Consider the following 7,517-nt stretch of genomic DNA (forward strand, 5'->3'; position numbering starts at 1 on the left):
CAGATTTAAGGTGTAATACGACAGATTTAAGGTTTAAATACGACAGATTTAAGGTGTAAGTTGCCTTTTTACGACGTTTTATTTGACACGTCGTAATTTATTATTAGTATGTGATTCTATTTTAATCACTAATGTCAAAATATGAGTTCAGAAAACCGCATGGTTAAAAAGAGTAATCGAGTGATTACTAGCCGAGTGAAAAACTACTCACTTACTCAAATGAAAATTATGAATCTTGCTATTAGTGAGCTTACCGAACAAACAACCGCTGACGATATTTTGAGCTTTCAAGCGATTGATTTACTTAATGCTATTGGCTTGGGAGCAAAAAACCATATAGAGCTTAGAAAAGCTACGCTTGATATGATTCGAGGGATTGAAATACCAAAGGAAGACGGCGGATTTTCACAAGTCCCAATTTTCAAAGAAATTGAGTACCACAAAGGCGGTACGGTCGATATACAGTTCCATGAGAAAGTCCTCCCTCTTCTGGTTCAGGCGAAAACCGAATACACCAAGTATTATTTTGAGAATATCCAACAGTTAAAAAGTGGTTACAGCGTTAAAATTTATGAGCTTTGTAAGCAGTACCAAAATACAAAGCAAGGCTATCGAGATTTTACGATTGACGAACTTAAAACCTTTCTCGATATACCACTTAAAAAATATCCTCGATATTGCGATCTTAATACACGAGCAATAAAAATTTCTGTAAAAGAAATTAACGAAAAAACAGACTTAAAAATCAAAGCTGAACCCATTAAAAAAGGACGTTCCACGACTGGCGTTCGTTTCTATATCACCCCAAAAAACAAAGAACAAAAAGTAGAGATTCAGCAACCAGCTTTACCTTGTGATTTTAAGGATTTAACGCCAGCAGGTCGCCAGCTCGTCGATGATTATCAAATGTCGGCAAAGATAGCCGTAGAGCTTCAAGTTTTAGCCACAACCGATGAGCATTTAACCTATGCAATGGCTCAATTTAATAAGAAATTAGACGCTAAATACAAGAAAGGTGAAACGGTTGAAAACCTTGCTAGATATAGTGAAATGGCACTTCGTGAAGCGATCCCTACAATCCTGGTAAGTGGTGTTGTAGAGAAAGAAAAAAACAAAGCTGAAGAGAGAAAAAAGCAAGCTGAAGTTAAGGCGAAAAAAGTTCAAATCGAAGAAGATAAGAAAGCAAATAAAGAAGCCCTAAACGAGAGATTTAAAGATTTTTGTAATCGCACTGATTTACTAGAAGTTCTGAAAGGTGCAGATCTTGAAAACCTGTACTCCAACGCTCAAAATCAAGATGAACTAATGACAACACAAGCAAAAAAAATAGCCCTAGAGACTTTCTCTAAAGAGCTTGTTAGCTTGACTGCAAACGATACCTTTGATGCGTTAACCGATAATGTAAAAGGCTTTTCTTCTTTCTCTCCTATGAAGTCTATACAGTTTAGGAGTCTTAAATTTTTCCTTAAAAACGCTCTTGTTCCTTTGTTTTGAGTTGAACCAAAAAGAAAAAAAGTATTCTGATTATTTTAGTCATTGAAGACCTTGAAAAGCTATGATATTAGTATGTTAATTAGCTTTGTTATTACTTGCGTTTACCCTTTTTTCTTCGTGCGTATGACATGTTAATTTTCCTTTTTGTACAGGTTTAGTATAAATGGAATGATTAGGTAATATCCTTGGGGTTCCGCCCCCAAGGATATTTTTTTGATTATTTTTCATCAAGATAGTTTTGTATCTCTCTGTAAAATTCTTCCCCTTTACTTCCCTTGCTTGATGCCGTTGAAACAATGCGTAAGTGATCTACAAGCGACCGTTCGCAACTATCGACAACAAGATCTAAAAGTTTTTGTGTATCGTTCTGGTTGTCTTGTGCGTATACCAAAGATTCTATGTAATCAGGGCGCAACTCATTAGATATAATGGCAATAGGGTAGCCAGCACGAAGTAAGGCTAAATTCATCAATAGACGAGCTGTACGTCCGTTTCCGTCCTTGAACGGGTGAATAGATACAAATCGGTAATGCACCTCCGTAGCAAACGTCATAGGGTGCAAAGATTTCGCTTCATCGGATTGAGTCCAATTTACAAAATCTTTCATTAGTTCAGACACAAGAAAGTGGGCAGGGTAAACATGCTCAGTGCCGGCGGCACGTACATCTAAAGTGCGGTATGTACCGGCATTTTCTCGATCTGTTCCCTGTAAAATCAAATGATGAATATTCCTGATTTCATGCTCACTGATTTCTGTCCCTTTTTTTGCTAGATCCTCGATGTAATCAATGGCTTCTTTGTGCCCGATAACCTCTAAATGCTCGCTTAAAGTTTTCCCTCCAATGGTGATCCCTTTCTCTAAAACCATTTCTGTTTCGCTTTGAGTAAGAGTATTTCCCTCGATAGCATTGGAGTTGTATGTAAACTTTACGTCATAGTATTTTTTTAATTCTGCAACCACGTCAAAACTAAGAGGACGAAAACTATCAAGCCAGCTTTTTAATTTATCTATTTGTTTTATTTTTTCTTTAACTTCCATAGGTGTATTTTTATAAAGTATTCTTATTATAAGATCACTTATATTAGATATTTCATTTTCAATAAGTGATTCAATGAATTTTTCTTGTAACTCATTGTTATTTTGTTTTTTAATTTCGTTACTCATTGCATTATCTTAGAGTATTAATAATACTCTAATTATACCCTTTTCATTAATTTCGTCAAAATATACCTACACATATAACCGCCCCTCGCTACTTCGTTTCACTCCGCAAGCGAGGAGCTACGAATGTATTCAAGAAACAAATCTCGCAATTTTAAAATACAAACAAAAAAAGCAAGGTAGTATAAATCTCCACCTTGCTTTTTCCTTTTTGCATTTTTTAAAATGCGTGCTTTATTTATTAACAATTTCACGTATGAAGCAAAACTGTAATTGTTCTCGTTGCGAGTGTCCACAAAAACGTCAGGAACGAAGAACAAGAAAGTGAAGATATATTTTAGAATTTCTCTTTTATATAGCTTCACTTTTGATTTTATTTATTTGGTTAAAAAGTCAAGTGTAACAACTTGGCTTTTTCTTTCTGTCACGTTCGTCCGCGCCCTTGCGACTTCCGCTACGCTTCAACCGCAAGGGCGCGGACTTTCAAAATGTTTTTATCTTGATTGACTTCAATCTTGTTACTTCTTGTTTTCCGTTTGAGCGTAGGCGGGGCAACCCCTTAGTGGGGAACGGAATCGAGCTATTGAATAATCGAATGAAGACGAGGTCAAAGGACGAGGATGAGAGAGAGTTGAGATATAGTAAGAATTTGAATAGGATTTTCAACCCTAAGACATTGATTTTAATAGCATTATATGCCTTTCTAGTTAGGTTTCATTATGGGTATTGAAAAAGGGCTTTTTATGGGTATGCTGTTATGGTGTCTTTTTTGGGGGTATGGTTATGGCTAGGATTCATTACATAGAAAGCAGAAGCGGAAATATAACGTATCTATTTAAAATGGAGAGGCAGGCTGAGGGGGAAGGGAATGCACTCGAAGAGTTCATGGATACTGGTTGCTATTATTATGATGAAGGGAAGGTAATTGCACAGGCTTTAGGGTTTATGTATGAAAAATTCGGGCTTACACAATTCAAAGATCTCTACTTTGATCGATATGCACCAAACTTGGGATTAAAGGATAGTACATCTACCTTTGTTGGATATTTCACGTTAGAAGAAAACCCAGAATATAACTGCATAGAAAAAATAGTAAAAATTAGGAATAAAATTCTTATTGAGAGATGCTCCAAGTCTGACGAGTCATTAAAAGAAATAGCAAGAAAAAAAACGATTCCTACGGTTGATCATTACAAATCAATCATGGTGGGAGGGGATATATATAATAAAGTCAAAGAAAAATATGAACAAGAGAAAAAAAGAGTTAAATATGATGAAAATAATTTTTTCGGATACGTACCAAAAGAAGATAGAAAAAATTTCATCGAAATGGAAAGAACTATTAATAATCTCGAAATGAATAATAATAATTATACTGATTCTGTTGAAGGGTATATTTCATACATTAAAGATTATCGTGATCCAAACTCGTATGGGTTTTTATCTAAGCCGTTTGAAGCAAACATAAGCCTTAGAGCGAGAAAAAAACATACTTATATTTTAGCTCAAACCGGAAGCGGTAAGAGTGAGCTAATGAAAATTTTAGCCGTTGGAGACATATTGAACTCAGCTTGCTCCACTATATTTATAGACCCACATGGTGATATCACAGATCAATTAGCTAGCTTAGATTATAAGAAATTTGGAAAATTGGGAGGAGTTGATATTGTTTATGTAAACCCTACATTGCAAGAAGGTTTTAGTCCATCAATAAACCCCTTTGACATGCTAGATAATGATTACTCAGAGAACAATATTTCAAGAGTTACAGGGGAGCTTTTAAGAGTTTTTGACAATTTGCTTTCAGGTGCAGGAACAACCGATCAAATGAAGGCTATATTATACCCTTGCATTAGCGTTTTAGTTAGGAAAAAAGGAGGGTGTTTTGAGGATCTACAAAGGTTCATGGATGATAAAAACAACGAAGATTTGATTCTTTTAGGTAAACAATCTCCAAACATTCAACACGCTAGATTTTTTGAAGAAAAATTTAGCTCTAGCTCTTATGATGTAACGAAACATGGTATTTATACTAGAATTCAAAACCTTTTAAACGATTCTATTTTTTCCTCTTTGATTGGTCGTGAAACAACCATCAATCTAAGAGAACTCATTGACTCAAGGAGTAATGTTCTTTTCCGACTTTCAATGGGGGAAGGTGGCACTACTGCTATGATAGCTTTTGGACGCTTTATTGTTGCAATGGTTAGGATTATTGCACTACAAAGGTCAAGCCAAAAAGAAAATGAAAGAGTAACGACTTTTCTTTATATAGATGAAGTTCAAAACTTTATAAGTGATGATCTAGAACAAGCTCTTTCGCAACTAAGAAAATTTGGAGTCCACACAATACTAGCTAATCAGTATGTTGGGCAAAATATGACAACCTCTATGCAGAGGGTATTATTTTCATGTGGAGTGAAATTCATAGGATTAAATGAGGTTCAAAGTTCTAAAAATGCATCTGCCCAAATGAGAATTGACCATAATGAAATACAAAAATTGAAAGTCGGCGAGTTCTATTTAAAAACAGAAAATAATGAATCAATAAAAATAAAAGTTCCTTCTGATTTGATGAAAGAAAAATATTCAAGCGATGAAAGGATACAAACTGTAAAAGAGTGTTCCCTTATTTATTACAGTAAGATACATAACAGCAATGATTATTATTGTTTGATAAAGGATGAAAAAGAAAATAAACCTCACTTTATAAAAAAACCCAAATATGATCTATAAAATATAAAAATGGATATAACTGAAAAGCAATTGCAAATATTAGAAAATTTATCTGAATTTAAGTTTCTCACTAGTAATCAGTTAATGAGACTAATGGGGTACAAAGAAAACTCTCATATTAACTCGATGCTTAAACGTATGAGGGAGAGACGTCGCCCATTAATCAAAAGGAAAGAGTTTGGTTTTTACCCTGGCGCAGGTAGGCTAGCCCCTGTTCATTTTTTAACTCGGTATGGTGCTGATTTTTTAGTGGATTACCTAGGTTTTGACGCTAATAAAATCAAGGTACCAAAAGAGCATTATCCTCTTTTTGTTCGAGATTATTTTCATAGAAAATCAACCATTGACTTTAACATTTCTCTCAAATTATTTTGCAATGAACATAATTTTGAAAAGAAGTTTTTTAACTACTATTTTGAGCAAGTAGGAAGTCAAAGGAATAGGACCGCTAGGTTTATAAATTCATTAAAAATAAGGGAAGATTTGACAATAATTCCCGATGGTATAGGGAAAATTGCTACTAATGAAGATAATTTATTTCTTTTTGAGCAACATAACGGAAGTGATACAAAAAGAGCTGTCAATCAAATTATAAATCATATATCAGCAATAGAAATAGGGGTTGTTAGTGAAATATTTAACTACCCTAGGGGGGTGAGAGTTATTTATGTTTTTGAAAAAGAGTCTTGTAAGATTTCTGTTATAAAGGAATTATATAAAATAGATAGAATTAGAAACTTTATACCTTATTTTTTATTCAAATCACAAGGTGAACTAAATGATAAATTCAATGAAAGATGGACTCTTTTTAATGGGTTAAAAACAAATTTATTTAAAATGAACAAATAGTCTAAAAATTAGTGTGAGGATTTTAATTTTATGAGAGATATTGATCAATTTTTGTTTTTTTATTTTGATGGTGTACCGATTTTTATATCAGCTTTTATTGATTTGTTTACCTTAACTTATGATGGGGAAATGTGGTTTATCGTCGTATTAGGCCTAATTATCGGTGTGACATTTTCTAATTACGTTAACAAAAAATGGAAACCTAACCTCTTAGTATTAATTCTTATCATTCCGAGCATGCTAATCTTTTTTTCGTATCACATATCAAGTGTTCATTCGTTAAAAAACGACTACAAACAGATTTCTAACATGGTCTATAAACAAAAAAATCATTATTTCGAACAAAACCTTAAAGAACGAAAGAGGCTCAAAGAAACAACTTCATTTAGCAAAGACCTTGAAGCTAGGCGCATTCAAGAAAAATCTAAAAAATCGTTAATTGTCAGACTTTTAACTAGGCAATTTTTGTTCACATTATCTATTGTCTCTTTCTTTTCCATAGCGTTTTTTAAGTCTAATCGTACAATCAGAAAGTACATCGATAAAATCGAAGACAAACGAGAAAAAGAAAAGGCGCATAAAAAATTTAATGAGCGAATAGAAAAAAACAAAGACCAACCTACTAAGGTTAAGGTTTCAACTAACAAAGAAGTACTGGAGTGGATACATAAAGAACGAGTAAAAAAAGATCCTGATTATGCTCGTGAGGTAGAAGAAGAAGCTCAAGATATTAAAGATTGCGTTAAACGCTGGTGTAACGACCTTTAGAAATGCCCACAAAACCTCCCATAGTTAATCGTGCGAGGTTTTTTTTTACTTTTTGAGTGTATGTACCATCAAGATTTCCCACTTCCCTATGAGCCTTACAGGGCTTTTTAGGCATACCTAACTTCCCCGAGGATTTTTATCGAAATTTGAAAACACGCAAAAATTTCGATTTTAAGCACCTCTAAAAATCACTTGGCTATCAAATATCATAAACTACCCTAAAACATCTCACAGGCTCTATTTTAGTTGTTATTTCAATAGGTTAAGTTCTATCAATCATACCACATTTCAAAATTTTTTAAAAAAGTCAGTTAGTCAAAATTTTTCAAATTTTCCCTAAGATCTATTTAACTTAGATCTAACTATAGACTGACTGACTTATTTCTATAGTCTTTCCTTAGTCTTTCCTTATTTAGCACTCGAAAAATGGCTTAAAATCAACAACTTGAGAGATTAAATACGACAGATTTAAGGTGTAATACGACAGATTTAAGGTTTAAATACGACA

At 33.6% G+C, this 7,517-nt stretch carries 5 protein-coding genes; 4 read left to right on the top strand and 1 reads right to left on the bottom strand.

From position 1 onward, the window contains the following. Positions 1-141: 141 nt before the first annotated feature. Entirely contained in the window at positions 142-1,494 is a 1,353-nt protein-coding gene (locus AB6D58_RS23930) for a replication initiation protein (RefSeq protein WP_372091469.1), read from the top strand. Positions 1,495-1,711: 217 nt separating this feature from the next. Here the strand turns inward: AB6D58_RS23930 and AB6D58_RS23935 are convergent, their stop codons facing one another. Beyond that, a complete protein-coding gene (locus AB6D58_RS23935; protein ID WP_372007112.1) occupies positions 1,712-2,659 on the bottom strand; it encodes a Fic family protein in 948 nt (315 codons plus the stop codon). Between the two features lie 780 nt (positions 2,660-3,439). Here AB6D58_RS23935 and AB6D58_RS23940 point away from each other — a divergent pair. Genes AB6D58_RS23940 through AB6D58_RS23950 form a run of 3 tightly spaced genes read left to right on the top strand, consistent with a single transcriptional unit; the run spans position 3,440 to position 7,009 of the window. Continuing rightward, entirely contained in the window at positions 3,440-5,392 is a 1,953-nt protein-coding gene (locus tag AB6D58_RS23940; RefSeq protein ID WP_372091471.1) for a type IV secretory system conjugative DNA transfer family protein, read from the top strand. 9 nt (positions 5,393-5,401) lie between these two features. After that, positions 5,402-6,241, top strand: a complete 840-nt coding sequence (locus AB6D58_RS23945; protein WP_372091473.1) for a hypothetical protein — start codon at positions 5,402-5,404, stop codon at positions 6,239-6,241. Positions 6,242-6,271: 30 nt separating this feature from the next. Then, positions 6,272-7,009: a hypothetical protein gene (locus AB6D58_RS23950; RefSeq protein WP_372091475.1), complete on the top strand. Its 738-nt coding sequence runs from the start codon at positions 6,272-6,274 to the stop codon at positions 7,007-7,009. The last annotated feature ends 508 nt before the right edge of the window (positions 7,010-7,517 follow it).

It is taken from the genome of Vibrio sp. 10N.239.312.D08, from assembly GCF_041466145.1.
In the GTDB taxonomy this organism is placed as follows: Bacteria; Pseudomonadota; Gammaproteobacteria; order Enterobacterales; family Vibrionaceae; genus Vibrio; species Vibrio crassostreae_C.

Coding starts and splice junctions, on each gene's coding strand:
- AB6D58_RS23930 (WP_372091469.1), top strand. CDS start 142: ATGAGTTCAGAAAACCGCATGGTTAAAAAGAGTAATCGAGTGATTACT.
- AB6D58_RS23935 (WP_372007112.1), bottom strand. CDS start 2,659: ATGAGTAACGAAATTAAAAAACAAAATAACAATGAGTTACAAGAAAAA.
- AB6D58_RS23940 (WP_372091471.1), top strand. CDS start 3,440: ATGGCTAGGATTCATTACATAGAAAGCAGAAGCGGAAATATAACGTAT.
- AB6D58_RS23945 (WP_372091473.1), top strand. CDS start 5,402: ATGGATATAACTGAAAAGCAATTGCAAATATTAGAAAATTTATCTGAA.
- AB6D58_RS23950 (WP_372091475.1), top strand. CDS start 6,272: ATGAGAGATATTGATCAATTTTTGTTTTTTTATTTTGATGGTGTACCG.